Below are 25,050 nucleotides of genomic sequence, written 5' to 3' on the forward strand. Positions count from 1 at the left end.
GCACCCTGGCCCGCCGGGCGAGGCGTCACCGCGCCCGCTGATGGCTGCGTCTGCAGGGGGGGAACTGGCGGGGAGAGATGCGCCACGACGGCATCAGGAGATTCGCACAAAAGATGCGTCAGTCCTGATTCCAGCCAAAAATGGCCAATGCCAGAAACCGCTATGCGCTGCGATGCAACTCCGGCAACAACCAATCCACCAACCTCCAGGCCACTTCGGGTTTGGGCAATACGGGCCACTGCTCTGCCCTGCCCTGTCGATCGATGACATAAACTGCATTGGTGGAGGAAGCAAACCCGGATTCAGAGACTCCAATCCGGTTGGCGACCAGGGCATCGGCATTCTTCCGTTCCAGTTTGGACTGCGCTTGCTCCATGATATCATCGGTTTCGGCCGCGAATCCAACCAGAATCTGCCCATCCCGTTTTTGCTGGCCCATGCTGGCAAGAATATCGGGGTTGCGTGAGAATTCGATGGAAAATGGCGCGGAGGGTGCGGATTCTTTCTTGAATTTGTGCCGGCCGTGGGGCGCCGGCGCAAAATCGGCAACAGCGGCAGAGCAAATGGTCAGTTGTGCCATGGGAAAAACCGACATGGCTGCCTCATGCATTTCCGTCGCAGCGGTAACATCATACCGCACCACTCCTGGAGGCAGCGCGGGAACTCCCGGCCCGCACACGGCATGCACCGTTGCGCCGCGCAGCCAGGCCGCCGTGACCAGACTGGAGCCCATCAACCCTGTGGAAGGATTGCTCCAGAACCGGGCCGGGTCGAAAAACTCACGCGTGGGGCCAAGAGTCACAAGGACATTCACGCCCTGCATGTCTTGTGGGGTCAACGCCCGCAACCCTTGCAGGAAAATATCTTCCACCTTGCAAAGTCGCCCCTTGCCTTCGTCCCCGCAGGCCGTGCCGCCATCGTCGGGTTCGATGCAAATGCAGCCACGATCTTTCAGGGTTTGCCAATTGGCCTGGGTGGCCGGCGCAGACCACATGGCCGGGTTCATGGCCGGAGCCAGCACCAGGGGCCCATTGAACGCCAGAGCCTGACAGGACAGGATTTCATCGGCCATGCCATGCGCCAGCCTGGCCAACGTGGTGGCGCTGGCTGGCGCAATGACCATGGCATGCGCATTATGCAGCGGGTGCAGGTGCCCAAACTCGTCCGGTGCGCGCGGATCATCAAAAAGCGATGTGAACACCACCCCCGCGCCCAGGGATTGCACGGCCAGGGGGGTCATGAACTTGCAGGCCGCCTCGGTCATGGTGGCAGTTACCGCCACATCACACTTACGCCAAGCCCGGAGTACATCCAGCAACTTATACCCGGCAACACTGCCGCACATGCCAAGATGCAGCCGCTTGCCCAAAAAGACCGGAGGAGCCAGTTTTTCCAGCATGCAACCCCCCTAATTGGTGAGGGTAACGCCTTGAGAGACAGCACTGCCCGGAGCGCCGGACGGGACATAGCCCGTGTCGCCAATGGAGCCGGATTGCGGCAGCACCCAGATTTCCAAACCGGTCTTCAACGTGCCGTCAGTAATGATGATTACGGCGTACTTGCCCGGCTTTTCAAAGAGCAGTATGGATCGATTGCTCTTGATGGCGCTGCGCATGGCCCAGCCATCCTTGACCATGGTGTTGATGTAATAATTCCGCAGGGAGTTGGCTTCCACCTTGCCGGAAAAGGCCATCACCCCGGTGCGGGTGGTGGGCGTTTCCAGAATAAAGCTGTCGGAAAGCTGCAGCTTCATTTCCTGGGGTACGGCAACATCATTGAAGTCATAGTAATTTTCCGCAGGCGGGGGCGGTGGAGCCGCGGTGCCGGACGAAGCGCCGGAAGGACTGCTGGACTCGGAGCCCTGCGTCAACGAACAGCCTCCCGCTGCCAAGGCCAAAACAACCATCAATCCAACCAACCGTTTTTTCATGAAACACCTTTCCTCGCAGCCTATTCCTGCGGCATCGTTATGGGCGTGCGCACAGCGTACCCGGGCGTTGTAGGGATGCCCCGCGGTGCGGGGCTGCTGGCCTCCTGAGTGCCAGCCCATCGCACCTCGCCCGGCATGCATCGCGAGGAAGCGATGATAACGCTGCGAAAACGCACGGCCCATGAGACAGGTCTCTCCTCGAATCCAATTTGAGAATATCTAAACAATATTCAGAAAATTTCCAAGCCGTATTTTGTAAAAATATCTTACTGAAAATTCACAACACCAAACACTACAACACTGCAGGAACCTCCCATTGTCCCAGCACATGCTTGAAACAGACCTTCACGCTGCCGCAGCCGAAGATCCGTTGCGGTTAAGTGCCTACGATTTTTTTCTGCCTGAGGCGTCCATCGCTCAATACCCCCCGGCGTCCAGGGAGCAGGCGCGCCTGCTGGTGTGTAACCGGGCCGGCTCTTCCCTGGCGCATCATTCCATCTTGCATCTTCCGGACTTGTTGCCGCCAGAGAGTATCCTGGTGGTCAACAACAGCAAAGTGGCCCGCGCCAGGCTGCACGGCGCCAAGGAGACCGGTGGCAGGGTGGAATGTCTGTTGCTGACGCCGCTCCCTCTGCTGGAGCAGGAGGCGGCTGTGGATAAGGGGGGATGGAAAACGGCGCAGGCTTCTGCCCTTCTCCGGGCGGCCAAGCGGCCAAGGGCCGGGCAGCTCGTGCGCTTTTCCGAGAACCTCACAGCCGAAATGCTCCAGGAAGGCGAATTCGGCATGGCGGATGTACTGCTGCGTTGGCAGGGAGCGCTGGAGGATATTCTGGAGCAAATAGGCGAGCTGCCCCTCCCGCCGTACCTGGAGCGCGCTGCCGAAGCGACAGACCAGGAGCGCTATCAGACCATCTACGCCCGGAATGACAAACTGGGCAGCGTGGCCGCGCCAACCGCCGGCCTGCACATGACTCCGGCCATCCGCCAGGCCTGCCTGGACAAAGGAATGACCTGGGTGGAAGCCACCCTGCACGTAGGCTACGGCACCTTCAGCCCCGTGCGGGTGGACAACATCTCCGCGCACGCCATGCACCATGAGTTTGTGGAATTGTCTGCCGATGCCGCAGGGGTCATTGCCCGAGCCAAGCGGGAGGGCCGCCCCATCGTGGCCATTGGCACCACCAGCTGCCGGATTCTGGAAGGTGTGTGGCAGGCTTGCGGGGAATTGCGCGGCCATGCAGGATGGACGAATATTTTTTTGTATCCTGGCAAGGAGTTGCGTGTGGTCGATCATATGATCACCAACTTCCATTTACCCAGATCCACGCTGTTTATGCTCGTCTGTGCCATGGCCGGGACCAGCTTCATGAAGCAGGCCTATGCCGAAGCAATTGCAGCAGGATATAGATTCTATTCCTACGGCGACGCCATGTGCATTTTATAACTACCGCGGGCCGGCTTTGCCTTCGTGGCGTTTTGATGTACAGAGCAGGTCCACGGCCGCATCGGCCGACACCGGAAACCCCCAGCAGGAAAATTCCATGCATCAAGTGCTGATCAACGAGGAGCGCTGCAAAGGCTGCCTGTTGTGCACCGTCGCTTGTCCGAAGGACGTGCTGGCCCAGTCCGCCCGGTTCAACCAGCAGGGCTACAAGGTGGTGGAGGTCGCCCGCCAGGACGATTGCACCGCCTGCGCGGCCTGCGCCCGCATCTGCCCCGATTTCGCCATCCGGGTCTTTCGCATGAAATCGAAAAAATCCACGCCGGCGGGAGGGGAACAGGCATGAGCGAAGCACGCAAGTTTCTCAAAGGCAACGAGGCCGTGGCCTATGGCGCCCTGGCTGCCGGCTGCCGTTGCTACTTCGGCTACCCCATCACCCCGCAAAACGATATTCCGGAGCTGATGTCTTCGGAAATTGTCAAGGCTGGCGGGCAGTTCGTCCAGGCTGAAAGCGAAGTCGGTGCGGCCAACATGCTGCTCGGCGCGGCGGCCTGCGGCGTGCGGGCCTTCACGTCTTCCTCCAGCCCGGGCGTCTCCCTCATGCAGGAAGCCATCTCCTACATGGCCGGCTCAGAATTGCCCGGCGTGATTGTGAACATGGTCCGCGGCGGTCCTGGCCTGGGCGATATCGGCTCCTCCCAGGGCGATTACTTTCAGGCCGTCAAAGGCGGCGGGCACGGCGACTACCGGTGCTACGTCCTCGCCCCGGCCACCTGCCAGGAAGCCTATGACCACATGATCGAAGCCTTTGACGTCGCCTATACCTGGCGCGTGCCGGTCATGGTCCTGGGCGATGCCATTCTGGGCCAGATGAAAGAACCCGTCACCCCCTGGACGCCAACGCTCGACGAAACCCAGGGTCAGGACTGGCGGCTGGATGGCGCCAAGGGGCGCCCCGAGCGGCTGCTCAAGTCCCTGTTCCTGGATGACGGCGCCCTGGCCGGGCACAACATCAAGCTGCAGGAGCGCTACAAGGCCATGCAGCCCCTGGCCCGGCTGGAAACCGTGGATACGGACGACGCCGACCTGGTCATCGTGGCCTTCGGCACCATCGGCCGCATCGCCCGGAGTGCCGCCAGCCTGCTCCGCAAACAGGGACACAAAGTGGGCGTGGCCCGGCCGGTGACGCTTTATCCATTCCCCATCGCCCAGCTGCAGGCCCTGGCCGTGCCGGGCCGCCGGTTCCTGACCATCGAGCAGAACTGCGGCCAGATGGTGGAGGATGTGCGCCTGGCCCTGGCCGGCAAGGCCGAAGTGGCCTTCCACGGCCACATGCCCGGCAACCTGCCCAATCCGGACGACTTCATCCAGCCCATTCTGGACGCTTTGGCCGCCAAGGCCTAGCGCACGCACGGGAGCGACATCATGACGATTCTCGACCCTGCCGCCCTCGTTCAGGAGGGCTATACCGAAGTGGCCCCGCTGCCCAAGGTGCTGGCAGACCGGCCCATGCATTACTGCCCCGGCTGCCATCACGGCATTGCCCATCGTCTGGTGGCCGAGGTGCTTGAAGAACTCGGGGTGGTGGACAACACCATTTGTGTGTCGTCCATCGGGTGCTCGGTGTTCATCTACAATTACATGCATCTGGACACCATCGAAGCCCCCCATGGCCGCGCTGCCGCCGTGGCCACGGGCGTCAAGCGGGCCCGGCCGGACAACTTCGTCTTCACCTACCAGGGCGATGGCGACCTGGCCTCCATCGGCCTGGCCGAGTCCATGCACTGCGCCAACCGCGGGGAAAAACTGGCCATCGTGTTCGTCAACAACACGGTGTACGGCATGACGGGCGGCCAGATGGCCCCCACCACCCTGCCCGGCCAGAAGACCACCACCAGCCCCGCCGGCCGCTGCGCCTCCACCGAAGGCCTCCCCCTGCGCATGGCCGAGATCATGGCCGGGCTGGGCGGCGTGGCTTACAGCGCCCGCGTGGCCACCACCTCCCTCAAGCGCATCATCGAGGCCAAAAAGGCCATCAAGGCGGCCTTCAAGTGCCAGCTGGATGGCCGGGGCTTCGGCTTTGTGGAGCTGCTTTCGGCCTGTCCGACCAACTGGCGCATGACGCCCCTGCAAGCCAACGAGCGGGTGGAAAAGGAAATGATCCCCTACTTCCCCCTGGGTGTGTTCAAGGACGACGCCCACGACCCTGCCTGCAGCCTGCCGGGAGGTGATGCCTAATGGCCCTGTATCTCGACGCCATCATCGCCGGCTTCGGCGGCCAGGGCGTGATGCTCATCGGCAACCTCCTGGCCTACGCCGGCATGGAGGCTGGCTACCACGTCACCTACATTCCGGTCTATGGGCCGGAAATGCGCGGCGGCACGGCCAACTGCACCGTCGTGGTCAGCGACGAGCCCATTGGCTCGCCCATTATCAAGCGCCCCTTGAGCTGCATCATCATGAACCTGCCCTCTCTGCACAAGTTCCAGCCCACGGTGCAAGACAAGGGCGTGGTGGTGATCAATTCCTCCCTGGTGGATCCAACCCTGGGCGACGCAGCCCGACTGCGCATCGTGCCCGTGCCGGCCAACGAAATCGCGGACAGCCTGGGCAATGTGCGCATGGCCAACATGGTGGCCCTGGGCGCCTGGCTGCGGGCCACGGAGGCCATTTCCCTGGATACTGTCCAGAAGGCGCTGCCCAACGTCATTGCCGCGCATTACGCCAAGCTCATCCCGGCCAATGCCGAGGCCCTGGCCAAGGGCTGGGAAACAGCGGACGCGGCCCTGGCAACTGCCTGAGGCCGGCTCCCAGAACATCAACCAAACAAGACGTTCCGACGTGACGACGCCCACGCCACTGCAGCGCTTTCCCACTCCCTTGCCGGATTCGCCGGCCCTGCTGCTTGGCATCATCGGCCAACCCCTGGGCCATTCGCTCAGCCCTGTGTTGCACAATTGGGCTCTGGGCGAGGCAGGAGTCTCCGGGGTCTATTGCCGCTGGGAGCTTGCGCCGGAACGTTTGCCGGATCTGATCACGGCCGTGCGCACCCTGCCTGTGCACGGCCTTTCCGTGACCATTCCGCACAAGGAAGCGGTCATGCCGTTTCTGGACACCCTGACGCCATTTGCCCAACAGGTGGGCGCCGTGAATACGCTCTTCTGGCAGGACGGCCAACTCTGGGGCGACAATACCGATGTGGAAGGCTTTCTGACACCACTGCGCGACCAGCCGTTGCCCGAAACCGCACTGGTCCTCGGTGCTGGCGGCGTGGCCCGGGCGGCACTGGCCGGGCTCAAGGCTCTGGGCGTGCCGGATATCGGCATCACCAACCGCAATCCGGAACGCGCCCGGTCGCTGGCTGAAAAGTTTCACGTGAAACTGATCCACTGGGAAGACCGTACCCGGTTTGGCGCTTCCCTGCTGGTCAATGCCACGCCCCTGGGCATGGCTGGGGAGCGCAAGGACCTTTCGCCCTGGCCGGATCTTGCCGAAACAGAAAATGCCTGGACCGGTGTACGCACGGCGTATGATCTGGTGTACAATCCCCTCAGAACAAAGTTTCTGCTGGACGCCAGAACCGCCGGCGCCAGGGCGGTTGAGGGGTTGGGCATGTTCCTTGGTCAGGCCCAGTGCCAGTTTTTCCGCTGGACGGGTGCGCATTTTCCCTGGGAACCGGCCCGGCAGCTGCTGCTGGAGGCCCTGCGCGAGAAGAGCTGAGCGCTACGCGTCGAGTATCCGCTCCACCCGCCCGCCCGGCCCCACCACATACGCCCGATGTCGCCAGCGCATTACCCGGGACCGGGCAGACTGCACAACACACCAGCTGGCCAGGGGCAGGGTCATGGCGCCGGCGCACAACCAGGGCACCAGCGCGGGCCGCTCTGGCAACAACGTGGCGAGCTGCCGCAGGACGAGCAGCAACAGCACCACCGCACTCGTCGCTGGCAGCCCCCAGGCCACCGGTACCAAGCCGGCCGGAAATCCCACGGCAGCAGCCGTGATGGCCAGGAACAGACCGGAGAGCGCAAACAGCCCTACCCCAATGCCCAGCCAGGTGCCGAACATGATGAATCGGGGATAGGCCAGCTGTCGGGTGAGCCAGGCGCACCAGCCGGAAACTGATTGCGCCAGGGGCGTGACCAGACAGGCCGCCGGGGCGAAGGCTGGATGCTCGCCGCGGGCAGCAAGCCTTCCAGCCAGGGACACATCGTCTACTACATTGGTGCCCCACAACGCCGCCACCTGCAGGTCGTCAAAGGCGGCTCTGGTCATGGCCAGGGCGCCCCCCCAGGGTTGCCGCACCCCGGGAATCGCCTGCAGGGCATGCAGCGCGAGGACCACAAGCGCCTGACCAAGGGTTCCAGGCCGCGCATCGTGGGGCAGGACCACATGATACCCGGTGGCCACGCGAGCCTTTTGGCACAGCAGCGGCTCCAACAGGGCGGCCAGAAAATTGGGTTGCGCCAGGTGGGAGGCATCGCAAAAGGCGAACAGCTGCACCTCGTCCGGCACGGTGGCCAGGGCCGCCAGCTGGTTATGCGTCTTCTGGCCACACCGCACGGCGTCGCCAGCCAGCACGTGGCGTACGTGGGCATGAGTTGCGGCAAGCTGCCGGGCTACAGCCGTGGCAGGATCGGCTTCCTGTTGGGTAACCAGAATGACTTCATGACCGGGATATTCCTGTCGCACCAAGGTCTGCAACGCAGCATCCATTGTAGCAGAAGCGCCAGTCATGGGGATGATCAACACTGCACGCGGAGGGCGCCGCATGGGCCAGCCCGGCCGGTGTCGCACAGCAGCGGCGGGATGCCCCGCCAACACCACCCGGCGGCCCAGTCCCCATAACATCACAGGCACGGCCAGAAACAGAAAACATGTCAATATCCAGACAATCATGCGCGCCTCCTGGCCGCTGTGGGTATGCCATTCCTGGCCGGAAGACAAGTTATCCGCTGTTGGTCCAACTCTTGCTAAGGGAGAAAACGGGATTATGTGTTTTGACAAGCCTTGAATCTGGAGCAGAACTGTGGCGCCATTTCGGTTTTCTCTGCAACGCGTGCTGGACATCCGCCAGCAGCAGGAAGAGCAGGCGCGACTGGAAATGGCGCAGGCGCAAGCCAGGTACCAGAAGCAGGTTGCCGTGACCGAAGCGGCGCGCAGCAAGCTGGCATTCCACAAAGACTACTGGCTGCAGCGATGCAAACAAGGTGTCAACAAGGACGATTTCTGGCTGAACCAGATGTATACGTTCAGCCTGGAACGTGACGTGCAAGCAGCGGAATCGGTCATGCTGCAGCTCGCCAAGGAGCTCAACGCCAAACGGCGAGCACTGGTGGAGCGGGCCAAGGCCGTCAAGCTACTAGAAAAATTGAAACTGCGGCAGGGTATTCGCCATGCGGAAGAAGAACAGATCCAGGAACGCAAGCAACTCGATGAAACGGCGACCATTCGCTTCAAGCATGCGGATCTCTAAAGTCATCCATTTGCTGCTCCTGGCCATCATGATCAAGACGGCCGTGCTGGGTACCATGCTCATTCCCGACCTGCCCTGCTCTCAGCAGGAACAGACCCATTCCGGCATCCGCGCTGCCATCACGCGTGAATTCCTGAATCCTGCCTATGCCCAGCAGCCGGCCGAAGCAGCCCAGCAGCCGGCAGACACCCTGGCCAGCCTCAAGGAACGCCGGGAAGAGCTGGAACGCCGGGAAATGGCCCTGAAGACCCTGGAGCAGGAGCTGGACGCCAAGCTGGCCAAACTGCAGGAAACGCAGGGGCGCATCGAACAGATGCTCACCGAGGCCAAGGAGACCCGCGACGCAAAGCTGCGCCATCTGATCGACGTCTATACCAACATGAAGGCCAAGCAGGCCGCGGCGGTTATCGAAACCCTGAATGAGGACATCGCCGTCAAAATTCTGGCGGGCATGCGCGGCAGACAGGCTGGCGAAATCCTGACTTTTGTCGGGGCGGAAAAAGCGGCCAAGCTCTCTGAACAGTTGACCAGAATGCAGGTCCCGTTCTAACAGCTACGCGGCATGGAACAGGCATCCCGGAGACTCAAACTGACGCTGGCCTACAAAGGCACCCGCTACCAGGGCTGGCAGCTGCAGGCTCAGGAACTGCACGGCAAGGCCCAGCGCACCGTCCAGGGTGTGGTGGAAGACGCGGTACGGACGATCTGTGAACAGCACATCCGCGTCCATGGCTCCAGCCGCACGGACTCCGGCGTGCATGCCCTGGGGCAGGTCTGCCACCTGGACATCCCGGAACACAAGCAACGTGTGGACTGGCAACTGGCCCTGAACGGGCTCTTGCCCAAGGACGTGCAGGTGGTACGGGCGGAATGGGCCGCCCCGGATTTTCATGCCCGGTTTGATGCCGTCTCCAAGCGCTACGCCTACCGGTTCTGGCATTCCCGGCGCTTTGTGCTCCCGCAACGCAGGCCGTATGTGTGGATGACAGGAGAAGTGGACCTGGATCGCATGGACCAGGCCGCCAGACATTTTGTAGGAGAGCATGACTTTGCCGCCTTCTGCAATGCCGGCAGCGCAGTCAAAGGCACTGTTCGCACGATAACCAGACTTGAACGCGTTTCCAGCGGCGCCGAGCATGCGCTGGAAAGCGTCTGGCACATCGAGGCCTCGGGCTTTCTCAAGCAAATGGTGCGCAACATCATGGGATGCCTGCGGGATATCGGCCTCAAACGCCTTTCGCCAGACGCCGTGCCCGAGATTCTGGCCAGCCGCGAACGCATGAATGCGCCCTGTTGCGCCCAGGCCCAGGGGTTGACCCTGGAAGAAATCTTCTTCCGCCCTGCCCTCAGCTCGTCTCGTCCAGCAGCGAGCCCGCAGCCTTCAGAATCAGATTGAGCAGTGCATCTTCCTCGGACAAGGTTGGCGTCTGGCGCCGGGCCTCCACAGCCTGATCCAGCAATTCGGATTGCGCCTTGAGCTGGTCTGCCTGATACGTCAGGCTGGTCTGGCGGGAGTTGTACCGGTCACTGAGGCTGGTGATGCTGGAGGACAGGCTGGTCAGCAGGGACAATTGCGTGGCTCGGTCGGGACCATTGGCCAGAGAGGCGCCAGACAACGCAGAAAAATCAGAGCTTTTCACCGCGGTGAACTGGACGTTGAATCCACCGTTCTTGAACGCCTGAATATACACATTGCCATTGGCATCTATTTGCGAGGTGTCCCACTTGGAGTTATCGAGCAGGGAAATGCCATTATAACTTGTATTTGTAATATAGCCGAGAATCTTGGCCTTCAAGTCGTTGTAGTTGCCCTGCACCGTGGCGTCCGAGCCGTTGAGCTTCCCGCTGTTAATATCCGCAATAATCTGTTGCATCTCTTCCAAAGAGCTCTGAATCCCATCCACGCCTGTCTTGGCAATGCCCACCATGGAGGCAGCCTCGGCGACGTTTTTGGAATTCTGCATGGTGGTGCGGGCATCGGCCCGCAAGGAGCCGGTGATGGCTTCGTCGTACGGATTGGTCAACGGCTGGACCTGCTGCGAGGAAAGCACCATCTGCCGGAGGGATTTGCCGACGCTGCCGCCATAAAAAAGCATGTTCGTCAGCAGATCCTGCTCCAGCAGCTGCTGCGACGTATCATACACAAGGTACTGCTCCACCTTGGAAATGGCCATGGCAGACCCCCCGAACCGTTAGAAATGGGCTGTACGGTGCCTATCGGCACAGCACGCGGGAATCTTTAGGCAGAAAATTTTGATTGCGGAAACAATTCCTCTTCCCTTCTGTCCAGGAATGTGTATACTGGTGATTGCTCAGCGTGATTGAACACGAGCCCCTCTCTCGACGCCTCCCACTCGTCGGGCCGGCGTGACACCGCCGCGACAGAATCCTCGTCTTCAGAGTCCGTTCATCGCCTGCCGCCCAAGCGGCGCGCTGCCCGTGATCACGCCGGCGGCGCTCTCTCTTCTCCAATCGTAGGAGCTTTTTGTGAATTTTGAAGCATTTGCGCTGCACGCGCAAATCATGGCCGGCGTGCGCGATGCCGGCTACGTCTCGGCCACGCCCATTCAGGCTCAGGCCATCCCTGCCCTGCTTGAAGGGCGCGATGTTATCGGCCTGGCCCAGACGGGCACGGGCAAGACCGCAGCCTTTGTGCTGCCCCTGTTGCACCGCATGCTGGAAGCCGGCGTGCGCAAGGACGGCCCCGTCCGGACCCTGGTGCTGGCCCCCACCCGCGAACTGGCCGTCCAGATTCATCAGGATATCCAGACCCTGGGTCGCCACACCGGCTTTCGCAGCGCCACAGTTATCGGCGGCGTGGGCCAGTTCGGTCAGGTCAAAGCCCTGCGCCGGGCCAGCATCTGCGTGGCCTGCCCCGGCCGGCTGCTGGATCTTCTGGACCAGCGCGTGGCAGATCTCTCCCACGTGAACACCCTGGTCCTGGACGAGGCCGATACCATGCTGGACATGGGCTTTCTCCCGGCCATCAAGAACATCCTGGCCCGGCTGCCCCAGGAGCGCCAGACCCTGCTCTTCTCCGCCACCATGCCCTCGCAGATCCGTTCCCTGGCCGAAGGCATGATGGAAAACCCGCATGTGGTCAAAGTCTCCAACACCGCACCGGCGGCCAGCGTGTCCCACACCGTGTACCCCGTGGAAGATGGCCACAAGCACGCCGTGCTGGAAGCCATGCTCACCCACCCGGATGCGGAAAGCGTCATCGTCTTTACCCGGACCAAGCACCGCGCCAAATCCCTGGCGCTGAAGCTGGGCGGCAAGGGCCTGACCGTCATCGCCCTGCAGGGCAACATGTCCCAGAACAAGCGCCAGGAGGCCATGTCCGGCTTCAAGAGCGGCAAGTACCGCGTCCTGGTGGCCACAGACATCGCCGCCCGCGGCATTGACTGTCAGCGTGTCAGCCATGTCATCAACTTTGATCCGCCGGACACTGCCGAGGCGTACACCCACCGCATTGGCCGCACCGGCCGCGCCGAACGTTCCGGCATGGCCGTGACCCTGATGACCCAGAGCGACCGCCGCCAGATGAAGGACATCGAGCGCGCCCTGGGCTGCCGCATCGAACGCGGACACTTCCCGCACTGCGACTGCGTCGTGGAAAACGCGCCGCGACAGTCTGCACAGGCTGCGCAGTCTGCACAGACCGCACAGCCGGCGGAGTGTTTCGACGAACGCGGCGCCCGCAGGGAACGGTTCGAGCGTCCTGATCGGGCCTCGGACCGGCCTCGTGAGCAGCAGCGCCGCAACGGCGGACGCAATGGCTCCCATGCCAGCCCCTCTGCCGGACAGACCGCCAATAGTGAACAGCGCGAGCAGCGCCCCGGCCAGGCTCGCCCGAGCCGTCAGACCCAGGGCCGTGGGAATCAGCAGGGCCAGGGCAATCGCCAAGGACAACCGGGCCGGCAAGGCCAGGGCAATCGCCGTCCCGGCGGCCGCCCCGCACATGCCACCTCGGCTCAGTAACGCAGTTCATTTCCCTGAAATAATACCATAACGAAAGGGGAGTCGCCATGACTGGCGGCTCCCCTTTTTTTGTTTCACGTGGAATCCTGGTCTGCAACGCACTGCCGCTACTGCCACGCCACCGGCACCCGCACCACCTGTTTGGCCTTGTTGGTGAAGAGCAGGTAGCCGTGCTCGCGGCCGTAGTGGTACAAATCGCGGGTCAGGGCCACGTCCTTGATGCAGTATTCCTCAATCAGATCCAGACGATCTTCCTTCCACCAGGCCAGGGCCTGCAGGCCATCGGCGCTCTTTTCCGCGCCCAGGGTGGCCTGGGCCAGGGTATCGAGCTTGAGCCGGTAGCCCAGGCGCTGCTGCACCACCTCCAGCATGTCCAGGGTCGGCAGGGTGTGCAATGGATAGTCGGCAAAAGGCTGCAGCACCGTGTAGTCAAAGCGCTTCAGGTTGTAGCCGATGACCAGATCCAGAGCCCGCAGGCGCTCAAACAGCTCGGGCAGCTCCTCCTGGGTGAAGCTGTGGAACTGATCGTCCAGGCTGTCATACAGCACGGCCACAGATACACCCATTTTGGCGATATGCTTCCAGCCGCCGACGTCTTCGGAACCGAGGCGGGTTTCCACATCCAGCACGCCGTACCGGGCAGGAGCTGCACACATGGGGGCTTCCTTGGGGATTTCAGATGTCGAGGAGGTCGCAATGGCGGTGGGGGCCAGGCTGGGGCCGGGCATGTCCGCCGGCGGCGGCGCGCCATGGATCAGCCGCTCCAACAAAAACAGGGCCGCGTGCTTGTCGATGGGCCGGTTGCCGGAGCCGCATTTGGGCGAATGCACGCAGGAAGGGCAGCCCGTCTCGCAGGGACAGCCGGCTATGGCCTCCAGTGTGCGGGTAAAGAGCGTCTCTGCCTCGGCAAAGGCCTGGCGTGAAAGCCCCACCCCGCCGGGCGCGGCGTCGTAAATGAACACCGCCGGCAACCCCACCTGGGGATGCATGGGCGTGGAGATGCCGCCCAGGTCGTTGCGGTCAGTCATCACCAGCAGGGGCAGCATGCCGATGGCCGCATGCTCCAGGGCGTGAATGCCACCCATGAAATGCAGAAATCGGCCCTCGGCCTCCTGCTGCAGGGCCATGGGAATCTCGAACCAGATTCCTTCTGTCTCGAACAACAAAGGCGGCAGATCCAGGGGCACGATGGTCAGGAGTTTTTGCCCATGGACACTGCGCTTCTCATAGCCCGAGACGCTTTCCGTGACCTTGAGCCGGCCCAGGAACATGCGCGTGCCAAAGACCGTGGCCTGGGCGTGAACCTGCAGGATTTCCGTGGTCTTGCTGCCTCGGGTGCGGGTGAAGTAATCTACCTTCCTGGGCGCGGCTATGATCTGCCGGCCGGCCACATCCAGGTGCGTGACCACGAAACTCTGGCCGCGATGCAGATACACCGCGCCCTGGTGGGTTTCCTTGAAGGCCCGGTGCTCATCCACATGGCCTATGATCGTGCCTGTTTCGGCCATTTCAATGGTGTAGTTCCCGCCGGCCCCGCGCAGGTCGATTTCCCGGTGCGGATTCTTGCGCGGCGAGTGCAGGCGGGAGCCGTCCTTGGAGCGCAGCAGCCTGCCGGTGGCTTCCAGACGTCTGGCTTCCGCGGCCACTTCGGGATCGGCCAGCCAGGGCTCGCCGTCTTCCAGTGGCAGTTCCACGGCCGCACACTCCAGATGGCGGCCCAGGATGACCGGATTGTGCGGATTGAGCACGGCCGCCTCGGGCGGTCTGGAGAAAAAAGCCTCGGGATGACGCATGAAGTATTGGTCCAGGGCGTCTTCCTGAGCCACGAGGACCACCACGCTCTCCTGCCGGGCCCGGCCCACGCGGCCGCCGCGCTGCAGGGTCTGCATCACCGTGCCGGGGTAGCCGGCCAGGATGCAGCAATCCAGCCCGCCGATGTCGATACCCAGCTCCAGGGCCGAGGTGGATATCACCGCCAGCAACTCGCCCGAGGCCATGCGGGCCTCTATGTCCCGGCGTTCTTCCGCCAGAAAGCCGGCCCGGTAGGCACTGATGCGGCCCTTGTACTTGCCGGCCCGTTGCTGGACCCACAGGCTCAGCAGCTCGGTCATCTTGCGGGACTGGGAATAGACGATGGTCCGCAGCCCGCGATGCAGGGCCGCCTGCAGCAGCTGGATGACGGCCTGGGTGGCGCCGTCCAGGGGATTCAGAAAAAGCATGTGGCGCAGCCCCTGGGGCGCGCCGGATTCCAGCACCGCGGCGGGCTCAATGCCTGTCAGCTGCGTGGCCAGCTCCACGGGATTGGCCACCGTGGCCGAGCAGAAACAAAAGGAAGGGGCCGCGCCATAGCGGCTGCAGACCCGTCGCAAGCGCCGGAACACCTGGGCCATGTGCGAGCCCATCACCCCGCGGTAGGTATGCACCTCGTCCACCACCACATACTTGAGGGAAGCCAGGAAGGCGGCCCACTTGTCATGGTACGGCAGAAAGGAAAGATGCAGCATTTCCGGGTTGGAGAGCAGCACCCGGGGCGGGTCATCGCGCAGTTTCTTGCGGAAATGGGCGGAGGTGTCGCCGTCGTAGATGGCTGCGGTGGGGCGGGCCTCCTTGGGCCAGTGTTCCGTGAGGCCGCGAAAGGTCTTCAGCTGGTCCTGGGCCAGGGCCTTGAGGGGAAAGAGATAGAGGGCCCGGGCGTCTGAGTCGGTCAGGCAGGCTTCGAGTACAGGCAGGTTGTAGGTGTAGGTCTTGCCCGAAGCTGTGGGCGTGGCCACCACCACATGCCGCCCCATGCGCAGGGTGTCCGTGGCCAGGGCTTGATGGCTGAAGAGCGCCTCCACCCCACGCCGGGCCAGAACCTCCTGCACGGCTCTGGGCCAGGGGCGGACCGTGGCCGCGGTGACGGCCTCCCGCTCCGGAAACACCTTGTGGCAGACCACCTGCGGCCCCAGCCTGGGCGAGGCCTTGAGCTTCTCCACATAGTCCCGCACGGCGTCAGCCGGGTCGGGAAAAAGCGCATCCGCTCCAGAAGACTGCGGAAGCGGGGACGTCTCTGCTGCCATGATTTCCTGTTACACCGTGGTGGAAATCTTGTACTTTTTCAGCTTGTACTGCATCAGGCTCTTGGAGATGCCCAGGGCGTCCGAGGCCTTGGTCTGCACAAAGTCATTGCGGATGAGCGCCCGGCGGATGAGCGCGGCCTCGATCTTTTCCAGGGTATCAGCCAGGTCCAGGCGCGCGGGGAGCAAATCCACGGCGCTTTTGAACTGGCTTTCCTCGTCCTTGAGTTCCGGCGGAAGATCTTCCACGCCCACGGTCTCGCCCGTGGCCAGGACCATGCAGCGCTCCACCACGTTTTCCAGCTGGCGGATGTTGCCCGGCCACTCGTAGGCGCTCAGGTACTCCATGGTGTCCGGGGTGACGGCCTTGACCGGCATCCTGTTGAACTCAGCATATTTTTTGATGAAATGCGCCACCAGCAGGGGGATATCCTCCCGGCGCTCCCGCAGGGGGGGCAGGTGGATCTGGACCACGTTCAGGCGATAGTAGAGGTCCTCGCGGAAGGTGCCCTGTTTGACCGATTCCAGCAGATCCTTGTTGGTGGCGGCCACGATGCGGATATCCACCTCGATGGGTTCCGAGCCGCCTACGCGCTCGAAGGTCCGCTCCTGGAGTACCCGGAGCAGTTTGACCTGGGTCTCCAGGGAGAGTTCCCCGATCTCGTCCAGAAAGAGCGTGCCCGTGTCCGCCAGCTCAAAACGGCCGCGTTTGCGGGCCACGGCGCCGGTGAAGGAGCCCTTTTCATGCCCGAAGAGTTCGCTTTCCAGCACGCCGGGGTTGAGGGCCATGCAGTTGACGGAGATGAACGGGTTCTTCTGCCGTGGCGAGGAGAAATGAATGGCCTTGGCCACCAGCTCCTTGCCGGTGCCGGATTCGCCGGTGATGAGCACCGTGGAGCGCGAAGGGGCGGCCCGGTCCACCATGGCCAGCACGTCGCGCATGGGTTTGGAGCGGCCGATGATCTGATGCAGGCCGTAGCGTTCCTCCAAGGATTCCTGGAGAATGCGATACTGCCGCTGGGCCGCGCTCATCTTCATGGCCTTGGAGACCGAGAGCAGCAGCTCCTCGTTGGAAAAGGGCTTGGTGATGTAGTCGAAGGCCCCGATTTTCATGGCCTCCACGGCGCCTTCGATGGAGCCGAAGGCGGTCATGATCATCACCGGGATGTGGGGATGATTTTTTTTGGCGTGCTCCAGCACATCCTGGCCGGTCATCTTGGGCATTTTCATGTCCGTGATGATCACGTCCACGTCAGACTCATCCAGGTAGGCCAGGGCGGTTTCCGGGTCCGACAGCGCGGTCACGGAATAGCCGGCGTCGGAAAGCATGGCTTCCAGCACCAGCAGGTAGTTGGGCTCGTCATCCAGGCACAGAATGTTCGTCGACATAAGACTCCAGGCGTTCAGAATCAGGCCGCAGGCGCCTCAGGATCCGGCCGGCAGCCGGACAATGGCGCGGGCGCCCCCTTCCGGGGCGTTTTCCAGCTTCAGCTGGCCGCCATGGCTTTGGAAGATGCCGTTGGTGATGGCCAGCCCCAGGCCGGTGCCATGGTCCTTGGTGGTGAAGAACGGATCCAGCAGCTTGTCCATGATGCCCGGATCAATGCCCGGGCCGCTGTCCTGGATCACAATTTCCAGCGCGTCGCCCTGGCGCTGGCCAGCCACGGTGATGGTTCCCGGACCGTTCATGGCCTGCAGGCTGTTGGAAACGATGTTGTAGAAGGCGCGATACAGCAGGTCCTTGTCGCCAGCCAGGTGCAGGCCGTCGTCGATGGCCCGGTCCACCCGGACCTCGTTCTTGCGGCATTCATGTTCCAGAAAGACCAGCACCTGGTCAAGCACAGAAGCCAGATCCACAGGCTCCTGCTTGGGCGCCTTGGGCCGGGCGTAATCCAGAAAATCACTGACAATCTGGGAAAGCCGTTTGGATTCGTCGTAAATGGCCTTGAGAATGCGGCCGTGCAGGCTGTTCTCGTCGCCCTGTTTTTTGAGCAGCAACTCGGCAGAACTGCGGATGATGCCCAGGGGGTTGCGGATCTCGTGGGCAATGGAAGCCACCATGCGGCCCATGCTGGCCAGCTTTTCGTTCTGGTGCAGTTCGCGCTCCAGGCGCTGTTTTTCCGAAAGCCGCTGGGCGTTGATCTTGTCCACCCGGCGGATGAGCATGAGCAACACCAGGAACAACAGCAGGGAAATACCCAGGGAATTTAGGATGATAATCCACTGAAAGCGGATGACTGTCTTGTAGACGCCGGAAATATCCTGGTAAATCTCCAGCACGCCGACCAGCGTCCCGTTGTGCACGTCGTCATCCAGATCCGTCAGATCAGAGGCCACACGGAGGGGGTAGGTCATCTTCATGACCATCTGCCCGGCCTTGGGCGCCACCAGCCAGGGCGACCAGAAGGGCACATCCTCGCGCTGGCCCACGGCAAAGATCGGCTCGCCGCGGTCGGCCACGCGTTTCACATCCGGAGTCATCAAATCCTGCCGGCCGACGTTCTCACGCTCGGTGCTGTAGGAGACGTAGCCATCCAGGTCGTAAATGCGCAGCTCCAGCATGTTCAGGCCATGGATGGTGGAGTTGATGACACTCTCCAGCCGCTCGTACTGGGCCTTTTCCCGCAACTCCACCCGGCCGAAGCCCACCAGGGTGGGCAGAATGAAGCGGCGATAGATCTGGTGGTTCAGATTCTGGGCCAGCAGCAGGCCAAAATCCTGCTGCTTGGCCAGGAGCGTCTGCCGGGCCTGATTGGCGATGACGATGGCCAGCACCAGCCCGGCCAGAAAGGTCACAGCCAGGGAGGTCCAGATAAGATATTTGGCGACGCTGTAAGAAGCAGTGGACGCATCCTGCCCCACAGCAGCCCCGGGGCCGGGTGCAACCTTGGAAAGCGGAGCGCGGCTCCCGTGTTCGGAAGCCGCGCCAGAGGAATGTTGAGTGTCTGACATGGAATGGGGGGTATACAATGAGGGCGCGTGCACTGCCTGCGGCTAGGCGGCGCCCAGACCCCTGGCCACGGCGTCCAGCGCCGTGCGCAGGGTGGCTTCATCCAGGGCGTAGGAAATGCGCACGCAACGCGGCGCGCCAAAGGCCTCGCCTGGCACCAGGGCCACGCCGGCCTCTTCCATCAACCGGTTGCACAGGGAAACGGAATCCGGCGAACGGCCGTCATAATACTTGGAAACGTCAGGAAAAGCGTAGAATGCCCCGGCAGGGATGGGGCAGACCACGCCTTTCCAGGAGCTGATAATGTCCATGACCATGTTGCGCCGCTGTTCAAAGGCCGCGCGCATGGCCTCCACCTCGTCCCAGGGCCCGGTCAGGGCCGCCAGCGCGGCCTTCTGGACAATGGAACACACGTTGGAAGTGGACTGGCTCTGGACCATGTCCATGGCTTCGATGATATCCGGATGCGCCACCAGCCAGCCCATCCGCCAGCCGGTCATGGCAAAGCTCTTGGCCAGGCCGTTGGTGATGGAGATCAGCTCGGGGTGGCTGCTGAACCACTTGGCGCACGAGGCCGGCTTGTAGGGCGAGAAGACCAGCTGGTCGTAAATCTCATCCGAAATGATCAGAATGCCCTTTTCGATGCAGGTTTCTACCAGCAGATCCAGTTCGGCCTGGGTGTAGGTGGCGCCGGTGGGGTTGGAGGGCGAGTTGAGCACCAGGCAGCGCGTCCTGGGGCCGGTGTGGCGCATGATATCCGCAGGATTGATCTTGTAGTCATGCTCGGCCAGGGTGTCCACAATCACCGGCACGCCGCCAGCCAGGGCCACCATGTCCGGATAGCTGACCCAGTACGGTGCAGGGATGAGCACTTCGTCCCCCGGATCGAGCACGCACTGGAAGTAGTTGAACAGGGCCTGTTTGCCGCCGTTGGTGACCACCACCTGCTTGCCCGGCACCTCAACGTCATAGAACTTTTTGTAGTAGGCGCCCACGGCCGCGCGCAATTCAGGAATGCCGGCCACCTGGGTATAGCGGGTGAAGTTCTGGTCGATGGCGGCCTTGGCGGCCTCCCGGACATGGGCGGGGGTGTTGAAGTCCGGCTCGCCCACGGAGAGGCTGATGATCTTCTTGCCTTGAGCCTTGAGGGCCATGGCCTTGGCGCTGACGGCCAACGTGGCGGACGGCTTGACGACCTGAAGACGCTCTGCGAGACGCATTGGATCAATCCTTGTGTGGTAGGTGGAAAAAATCCTGTGGCCCGGACAAGGATAATCAAAAAGCATGGCACCGTAAATGTCGAACATTGTCTCTCCCCTGCTCCCCCTGCCTTCCGGCTCCCGCATCGTGACCCTCATCCGTCGGGAAAAGCGGTTTCTTGTGCTGGTGCATGACGGCGAAACCGAATTCTGGGTCCACACCAACAACTCCGGCAGCATGGTCGGGCTGGTGCGGGCCGGGCGGCGGGCGGTCATCTCCCCTGCCCCCTCGCCCAAACGCAAGCTGCCATGGACCCTGGAGATGCTCGAAACGCCGGCCGGCTGGGTCGGCGTCAACACCCTGACTCCCAACCGCCTGCTGGCCAGGGCCTTTCACGCCGGGGTGCTGCAGCAGTTCGCCGCCCTGGAGGGCTACACCCTGCTGCGGCCCGAGGCGCCCTGCGGGGAAAGCCGCATTGACGCGCTGCTGATGGGACCGGACGCCCCGCCCTTGTGGGTGGAGGCCAAGAACGTGACACTGGTGGAAGACGAGGTGGCCGCCTTTCCGGACGCCGTGACCACCCGCGGCCGCGGGCATCTGGAAGTGCTCATAGACCGGGTGGCCCGAGGCGAACGCGCCGCGGTGTTCTGCTGCATCCAGCGGCCGGACGGGCGTTGCTTTGGCCCGGCAGAGTACATTGATCCGGCCTTTGCGGAAACCTTCTGGATGGCGGTGGCGGCAGGGGTGGAAATCTGGCCTGTGCGGGCCGCGGTCTCACCGCAGGGAATCGGGCTTGACACGCGGCTGCCCCTTGCGGAACCGACGGGTTCCAGGCAAACATGAGCGCATGGAACACGCTGCAATTTCCCCGCATCGCGCCGGCATGGCCGCCCTCATCGGGCCGCCCAATGTGGGCAAATCGACCCTGCTCAACGCCATCATTGGCGAGAAGCTGGCCATCGTCACCCCCAAACCTCAGACCACACGCACGCAGATTACCGGCATCCATACCGTTCCGGGCCTGCAGATCGTGTTTTTCGATACGCCGGGCATCCACCAGCGCAAGGGCCGGCTGAACAAGGCGCTCCTGCAGGCGGCCTGGCAGAGCCTGCACGAGGCCGACGTGGCCGTGGCCTGCCTGGACGCGGCCAAGGCCGTGAAGGCGGACGGGCTCGCGCCGCAGGTGGCGCAGATCAAGGGCCCGCTGCTGTCCTCGGGCCTGCCGCTGCTGGTGGTGCTGAACAAGGTGGACCTGGTCAAGGACAAGGGCCGGCTCCTGCCGCTCTTGGAAGAAGCCGCCGCGCTGTTTCCAGAAGCTGAGATCATTCCCGTCTCCGCCGTGCGCAAGACCAACCTGGACCGGCTGCTGGAGCGCATTGCCGCGCACCTGCCGGAATCCGAGCCCTTGTTTCCCGAGGATCAGATCTCCACGGCCCAGGTCCGCTTTCTGGCGGCGGAAATCGTGCGGGAGAAGCTGTTTCTGCAGCTCCGGCAGGAAGTGCCTTATGGCGTGGCCGTGGATATCGAACAGTGGGAAGAAGATCCCGCCACGGGCTTCACGCGCATCAGCGCCGTGATCTATCTGGCGCGCGAGGCGCACAAGGGCATGGTCATCGGCCGCCAGGGGCAGACTCTCAAGGAAATCGGCATGCTGGCCCGTGAGGAAATCCAGGAACTGCTGGAGGCCAAGGTGCACCTGGAACTGTTTGTGAAGGTCAAGGAAGACTGGACCGAAAACCCCACCATGCTCCGGGAGCTCGGCTACCAGCAGTAACGTCCCGTATTGCGGGTGCCATGCATGCTGTAACAAGCCAGTTCGCGCATCGGTACAGTCGGACCGAACGCCGAGGCGCGTCGTAATCCGGCTGTTCGCCGCAGCAACCAAGGACAGTCCATGCAATACGACTTCATTGCCGGCAATGTTGCGTCCATCCGCCGGGAACTTGACGCGGCCTGCATCGCAGCAGGCCGCGATCCGGCAGAGGTGACGCTGGTAGCCGTCTCCAAGTTTCATCCCGCCGCCGCAGTGGCCCAGGCCGCCGCAGCCGGCTGCACTGCATTTGGCGAGAATTATCTGCAGGAATTCCAGGAAAAGCAGGCCGCTTTGGCCCATTTGTCCATCCAGTGGCATTTTACCGGGCACCTGCAAAGCCGCAAGGCCAGGGACGCTGCAGGACGTTTTGCGCTGATCCACGCCGTGGACTCTGTAAAACTGGCAACCTTATTGCATAAGCATGCCCAGGAATTGGGCCTGCTGCAGCCTGTGCTCTTGCAGGTGAATGTGGGGCGCGAGGTGCAAAAGCACGGCCTGGCCCCGGAAGACGTGGAATCCGTGGCCCGGCAGGTACAGGCCCTGGAAGACACGGCCCATGGCGGTATCAGGCTGGACGGCCTGATGTGTCTGCCGCCCTGGCTGGATGATCCGGAAGCAGTGCGGCCCTTTTTTGCCCAGCTGCGCACCTGCCGCGACCGCGTGCAGAACGCCCTGGGCCGCGCCCTGCCGCAGTTGTCCATGGGCATGACGCATGATTTTGTCCAGGCTGTGGCCGAGGGGGCCACCCTGGTGCGCATCGGTACCGCAATTTTCGGGGAACGCCCCGGCACGAAGACGACGTAAGGGAAGGAGTTTCGGCCATGGATCTGGCCTCATTCATCGGGATGGTCCTCTCATTCGGTCTGGTGGTCTCGGCGATCATGACCGCCGGGTCCCTCATGACCTTCATCGACATCCCGTCCGTGCTTATCGTGGCCGGGGGCACCGTCGGCGCCGTGCTCATCAATTACCCGCTCAAGACCGTGACCACGGTCATGGGGGTGGCTAGGCACGCCTTCTTCACCAAGCCCAAGTCCCCGGCGGATGTCATCGCCCAGTTCATGGAGTACGCCAACCGCGCCCGGCGCGAAGGCATCCTCTCCCTGGAGCCGATCATCAAGGAAATTGATGACATCTTCCTGCGCAAGGGCCTGCAGCTCACCGTGGACGGGCTGGAGCCCCAGGCCATTCAGGAAATCCTGGAAACCGAAATCTCCTACCTGGAAGAACGCCACGAAAGCGGCGCGGAAATCATGGGCGCCTTCGGCTCGTTTGCGCCGGCCATGGGCATGATCGGCACCGTTATCGGCCTGATCATGATGCTGCAGAACATGAGTGACCCGTCCACCATCGGCCCGTCCATGGCAGTGGCGCTCATCACCACCTTTTACGGCGCCATTCTCTCGAACCTGGTGTTCCTGCCCATTGCCGGCAAGCTCAAGCACCGGTCCAAGGAGGAAGTGCTGGTCCGCGCCATGATCATGGAAGGGATTCTGGCCATTTCCAAGGGCGAGAACCCCCGGATCATCGAAGAAAAGCTCACCAGCTACATCGCGCCCAAGATGCGGCCGCAGCCCGCATAGGGAAAGGGAGCACCTGCGGTGGCCAAGCGCGAAAAAAAGGAGAAGCCAGCCGGGGGGATTCCGGCCTGGATGATCACCTTCACCGATTTGATGACGCTGCTGCTGACGTTCTTCGTGCTGCTGGTGAGCATGGCCACCCTGGACGAACAACGCAAGCTGGTCACCCTGGGTTCGGTATACGGGCAGTTTGGTCTGGGCGAACAAGGCATTGACGCCCGGGCCACCAAGGACGCCAAAAAAACCGTGGAGCCCGGCCCCATGGAAGATGTGCCCTCCCTGGAGCAAATGAAGGACATGCTCTGGGAAGACATGAAAGATGACCTGAACTTCCGGTCCAACAAATTTATCGAAGTGCTTTCCCTGACGGCCGATGTGCTCTTTGAGCCCGGCAGCACGGAGCTCACGGAACGCGGCAGAAAAGTCATCGACCGTATCCTGCCCGTCCTGCTGCGTATCGAGCAACCGCTGCTGCTGGCCGCGCACACTTCCCTGGGCCGGGAGGAAATTGCCGACTACACCATCTCCGCCAATGCCTCGGCCCTGGATTTTTCCTGGGACCTCTCCCTGGAGCGCGGACTGAGCATGTACCGGTACCTGCTTTCCCGTGGCATGAGCTCGGATAAATTATATATGGAGGCCTTTGGGCAGTTCCGGCCCATCTACTCCAACCAGACCGCCCAGGGGCGCCGCATGAACCGCCGGGTGGACATTGTTCTGGACAAGCGCAACGCCAGCTGGAACCGCGTGCTGGCCACGCCCACCGCAGAAGGCAGAAGCTCCGGCGCCCTGCGTGGCGTGTTCGAATTCAAGGACTTCCGCTTTGAAATCCGCAACCCCATCGAGCGGAACGGCCAACAGGGCGAGGGGAACTGACCATGCCTCCCCGCAAAAAAAAGAAATCCGGCGGTGGTAACGAAGGCTCCTGGCTGGTGACCTTTGCCGACCTGACCACCCTGCTCCTGACCTTCTTTGTGTTGCTGCTGACCATGAGCTCCATGGACAACTCCATCATCACCAGGGTCAACCTGTATTCCAACACCATCGGGCACTTGACGCAACGCGGTGCAGGCAAGGTGCCGCAGCGAATCCAACTGATTGTCACCCTGCTGGAAGAGCCCATGTCCATCATGGACAAACCGAATCGATTCAAGGATCTGCTCTTCCCGCACGACATTCTCCCGCCCGAGATTGACAGAAGCACGCTGCTGGAGAACATTGCGGTATTGCAACGCCCTGAAGGGATAGCCCTGGTGCTCAGCGACGGGCTGCTCTTCCGGCCGGGCGAGGCCCAGCTTACGCCCCCACTGCAGGCCGTGGTGAACCATATCGGCGAAGTGCTCATGTACATGGATGCCCCGGTCAATGTGGCAGGGCATACCGGCCCCCTGGACAAGAACGCGGACGATCAGTACGCCTTGTCCAAACAGCGTGCTGAAGCCGTACTGCAAGTGTTGTTGGAACGTAAAATGCATAACTCTAGGTTCTCAGTGTCATGTTACGGACAGGACCGGCCGCAGGACGCCCCAAAAACCACTGCGGACGACCCGACCGGCATGCTGGGCCGGAGCCGGGTTGAAATTCTCGTCAAAACCACGCCGTTCTTCCGCGGCTACTAGCGAC

Annotated in this window: 24 protein-coding genes; 16 read left to right on the top strand and 8 right to left on the bottom strand. The window is 62.5% G+C overall.

Annotated elements, in window-relative coordinates:
- Nucleotides 1-160: 160 nt before the first annotated feature.
- Together coaBC and ACYQ00_RS05780 are read right to left on the bottom strand one after the other, a co-directional pair.
- Entirely contained in the window at nt 161-1,399 is a 1,239-nt protein-coding gene (coaBC, locus tag ACYQ00_RS05775) for a bifunctional phosphopantothenoylcysteine decarboxylase/phosphopantothenate--cysteine ligase CoaBC (protein WP_460031213.1), read from the bottom strand.
- Nucleotides 1,400-1,408: 9 nt separating this feature from the next.
- Nucleotides 1,409-1,870 (bottom strand): hypothetical protein, encoded by a 462-nt coding sequence (locus tag ACYQ00_RS05780; RefSeq protein ID WP_460031214.1) that lies wholly within the window; start codon nt 1,868-1,870, stop codon nt 1,409-1,411.
- A gap of 388 nt (nt 1,871-2,258) precedes the next feature.
- Between ACYQ00_RS05780 and queA the strand changes: the two genes are divergently transcribed.
- From queA to aroE, 6 genes are all read left to right on the top strand, one after another.
- Complete coding sequence (gene queA, locus ACYQ00_RS05785) at nt 2,259-3,374, top strand: tRNA preQ1(34) S-adenosylmethionine ribosyltransferase-isomerase QueA (protein WP_460031334.1); 1,116 nt, start codon at nt 2,259-2,261, stop codon at nt 3,372-3,374.
- A 97-nt stretch (nt 3,375-3,471) separates the two neighbouring features.
- Nucleotides 3,472-3,717: a 4Fe-4S dicluster domain-containing protein gene (locus ACYQ00_RS05790; protein WP_460031215.1), complete on the top strand. Its 246-nt coding sequence runs from the start codon at nt 3,472-3,474 to the stop codon at nt 3,715-3,717.
- Complete coding sequence (locus tag ACYQ00_RS05795) at nt 3,714-4,775, top strand: 3-methyl-2-oxobutanoate dehydrogenase subunit VorB (RefSeq protein ID WP_460031216.1); 1,062 nt, start codon at nt 3,714-3,716, stop codon at nt 4,773-4,775. Before ACYQ00_RS05790 ends, ACYQ00_RS05795 begins: the two co-directional genes overlap by 4 nt.
- 21 nt (nt 4,776-4,796) lie before the next feature.
- Nucleotides 4,797-5,609 carry a thiamine pyrophosphate-dependent enzyme gene (locus ACYQ00_RS05800; protein WP_460031217.1) on the top strand — a complete coding sequence of 271 codons (813 nt, stop codon included), beginning with the start codon at nt 4,797-4,799 and terminating at the stop codon, nt 5,607-5,609.
- The gene (locus ACYQ00_RS05805; protein WP_460031218.1) at nt 5,609-6,172 is read left to right on the top strand and encodes a 2-oxoacid:ferredoxin oxidoreductase subunit gamma family protein; all 564 of its coding nucleotides are present in this window, start codon (nt 5,609-5,611) and stop codon (nt 6,170-6,172) included. The genes ACYQ00_RS05800 and ACYQ00_RS05805 overlap by 1 nt, the downstream gene beginning before the upstream one ends.
- 40 nt (nt 6,173-6,212) lie before the next feature.
- Nucleotides 6,213-7,091, top strand: coding sequence for a shikimate dehydrogenase (gene aroE / locus ACYQ00_RS05810; protein WP_460031219.1), 879 nt, complete (start codon nt 6,213-6,215; stop codon nt 7,089-7,091).
- Nucleotides 7,092-7,094: 3 nt separating this feature from the next.
- Here the strand turns inward: aroE and ACYQ00_RS05815 are convergent, their stop codons facing one another.
- Nucleotides 7,095-8,441 (bottom strand): glycosyltransferase family 2 protein, encoded by a 1,347-nt coding sequence (locus ACYQ00_RS05815; RefSeq protein WP_460031220.1) that lies wholly within the window; start codon nt 8,439-8,441, stop codon nt 7,095-7,097.
- Between ACYQ00_RS05815 and fliJ the strand changes: the two genes are divergently transcribed.
- The 3 genes from fliJ to truA are packed head-to-tail and all read left to right on the top strand — an operon-like array spanning nt 8,401 to nt 10,243.
- The gene (fliJ, locus tag ACYQ00_RS05820) at nt 8,401-8,847 is read left to right on the top strand and encodes a flagellar export protein FliJ (protein WP_460031221.1); all 447 of its coding nucleotides are present in this window, start codon (nt 8,401-8,403) and stop codon (nt 8,845-8,847) included. The genes ACYQ00_RS05815 and fliJ overlap by 41 nt on opposite strands.
- A complete protein-coding gene (locus tag ACYQ00_RS05825) occupies nt 8,834-9,397 on the top strand; it encodes a MotE family protein (RefSeq protein WP_460031222.1) in 564 nt (187 codons plus the stop codon). Before fliJ ends, ACYQ00_RS05825 begins: the two co-directional genes overlap by 14 nt.
- Before the next feature lie 12 nt (nt 9,398-9,409).
- The gene (gene truA, locus ACYQ00_RS05830; RefSeq protein ID WP_460031223.1) at nt 9,410-10,243 is read left to right on the top strand and encodes a tRNA pseudouridine(38-40) synthase TruA; all 834 of its coding nucleotides are present in this window, start codon (nt 9,410-9,412) and stop codon (nt 10,241-10,243) included.
- On the opposite strand, the gene ACYQ00_RS05835 is transcribed toward truA, so the two are convergent.
- Nucleotides 10,194-11,021, bottom strand: a complete 828-nt coding sequence (locus ACYQ00_RS05835; RefSeq protein ID WP_460031224.1) for a flagellin N-terminal helical domain-containing protein — start codon at nt 11,019-11,021, stop codon at nt 10,194-10,196. The genes truA and ACYQ00_RS05835 overlap by 50 nt on opposite strands.
- 313 nt (nt 11,022-11,334) lie before the next feature.
- Between ACYQ00_RS05835 and ACYQ00_RS05840 the strand changes: the two genes are divergently transcribed.
- Entirely contained in the window at nt 11,335-12,828 is a 1,494-nt protein-coding gene (locus tag ACYQ00_RS05840) for a DEAD/DEAH box helicase (protein WP_460031225.1), read from the top strand.
- 107 nt (nt 12,829-12,935) lie between these two features.
- On the opposite strand, the gene ACYQ00_RS05845 is transcribed toward ACYQ00_RS05840, so the two are convergent.
- The 4 genes from ACYQ00_RS05845 to ACYQ00_RS05860 are packed head-to-tail and all read right to left on the bottom strand — an operon-like array spanning nt 12,936 to nt 20,054.
- Nucleotides 12,936-15,887 carry a DEAD/DEAH box helicase gene (locus ACYQ00_RS05845; RefSeq protein ID WP_460031226.1) on the bottom strand — a complete coding sequence of 984 codons (2,952 nt, stop codon included), beginning with the start codon at nt 15,885-15,887 and terminating at the stop codon, nt 12,936-12,938.
- Nucleotides 15,888-15,896: 9 nt separating this feature from the next.
- A complete protein-coding gene (locus ACYQ00_RS05850; protein WP_460031227.1) occupies nt 15,897-17,273 on the bottom strand; it encodes a sigma-54-dependent transcriptional regulator in 1,377 nt (458 codons plus the stop codon).
- Nucleotides 17,274-17,309: 36 nt separating this feature from the next.
- Nucleotides 17,310-18,836 carry an ATP-binding protein gene (locus ACYQ00_RS05855; protein WP_460031228.1) on the bottom strand — a complete coding sequence of 509 codons (1,527 nt, stop codon included), beginning with the start codon at nt 18,834-18,836 and terminating at the stop codon, nt 17,310-17,312.
- A 42-nt stretch (nt 18,837-18,878) separates the two neighbouring features.
- Nucleotides 18,879-20,054, bottom strand: a complete 1,176-nt coding sequence (locus ACYQ00_RS05860; protein WP_460031229.1) for a pyridoxal phosphate-dependent aminotransferase — start codon at nt 20,052-20,054, stop codon at nt 18,879-18,881.
- Nucleotides 20,055-20,130: 76 nt separating this feature from the next.
- On the opposite strand from ACYQ00_RS05860, the gene sfsA reads away from it, so the two are divergent.
- The 6 genes from sfsA (at nt 20,131) to ACYQ00_RS05890 (ending at nt 25,046) form a co-directional block, all read left to right on the top strand.
- Nucleotides 20,131-20,877, top strand: a complete 747-nt coding sequence (sfsA, locus tag ACYQ00_RS05865; protein WP_460031230.1) for a DNA/RNA nuclease SfsA — start codon at nt 20,131-20,133, stop codon at nt 20,875-20,877.
- 4 nt (nt 20,878-20,881) lie between these two features.
- The gene (gene era / locus ACYQ00_RS05870; RefSeq protein WP_460031231.1) at nt 20,882-21,808 is read left to right on the top strand and encodes a GTPase Era; all 927 of its coding nucleotides are present in this window, start codon (nt 20,882-20,884) and stop codon (nt 21,806-21,808) included.
- A gap of 120 nt (nt 21,809-21,928) precedes the next feature.
- Nucleotides 21,929-22,651, top strand: a complete 723-nt coding sequence (locus ACYQ00_RS05875; protein WP_460031232.1) for a YggS family pyridoxal phosphate-dependent enzyme — start codon at nt 21,929-21,931, stop codon at nt 22,649-22,651.
- Between the two features lie 17 nt (nt 22,652-22,668).
- Entirely contained in the window at nt 22,669-23,430 is a 762-nt protein-coding gene (locus tag ACYQ00_RS05880; RefSeq protein ID WP_460031233.1) for a flagellar motor protein, read from the top strand.
- A gap of 18 nt (nt 23,431-23,448) precedes the next feature.
- Nucleotides 23,449-24,303, top strand: coding sequence for an OmpA/MotB family protein (locus tag ACYQ00_RS05885; RefSeq protein ID WP_460031234.1), 855 nt, complete (start codon nt 23,449-23,451; stop codon nt 24,301-24,303).
- Between the two features lie 2 nt (nt 24,304-24,305).
- The gene (locus tag ACYQ00_RS05890; protein ID WP_460031235.1) at nt 24,306-25,046 is read left to right on the top strand and encodes an OmpA/MotB family protein; all 741 of its coding nucleotides are present in this window, start codon (nt 24,306-24,308) and stop codon (nt 25,044-25,046) included.
- Nucleotides 25,047-25,050 lie beyond the last annotated feature (4 nt).

Source organism: Megalodesulfovibrio paquesii (genome assembly GCF_054653055.1).